The sequence below is a fragment of the Amycolatopsis mediterranei genome (genome assembly GCF_026017845.1).
Lineage (GTDB): Bacteria > Actinomycetota > Actinomycetes > Mycobacteriales > Pseudonocardiaceae > Amycolatopsis > Amycolatopsis mediterranei.
This window is the reverse complement of the sequence record NZ_CP100416.1, coordinates 1718338-1718884: the sequence shown is the minus strand read 5'-3', so window position 1 is coordinate 1718884 and position 547 is coordinate 1718338. Positions and strand designations below refer to the sequence as shown.

Genomic DNA, 547 nt, shown 5'->3' with positions numbered 1-547 from the left:
AAGACGTCCTCACCGAACTCGCCGACCGCTTCACCCAACACGAATACGCCCCCGGCGACGCCCTCGTCGAATTCGGCTCCCCCGCCGACCAGGTCTTCCTCCTCGCCCACGGCAAAATCACCAAAATCGGCACCGGCGCCTACGGCGACCAAGTCGTCCTCGGCACCCTCGCCGACGGCGACCACTTCGGCGAAACCACCCTCACCCACGACGACGGCATCTGGGAATTCACCGCCAAAGCCGTCACCACCTGCACCGTCCTCACCCTCCCCCGCACCACCTTCAACGACATCCTCACCCGCTCCACCACCCTCCAAACCCACCTCGACAACTACCGCACCCGCGGCACCACCGCCAGCAACGACCACGGCGAAGCCGAAATCTCCCTCGCCTCCGGCCACGACGGCGAACCCCAGCTCCCCGGCACCTTCGTCGACTACGAAGCCCGCCCCCGCGAATACGAACTCTCCGTCGCCCAAACCGTCCTGCGCGTCCACTCCCGCGTCGCCGACCTCTACAACCAGCCCATGAACCAGATCGAACAACA

General features: G+C 66.0%; 1 protein-coding gene. It reads left to right on the top strand.

Translation table 11 applies throughout. The annotated features are described in order from the left end of the window. The coding region (locus tag ISP_RS08220; protein WP_265049915.1) for a cyclic nucleotide-binding domain-containing protein at positions 1–547 on the top strand (547 nt) is incomplete at both ends.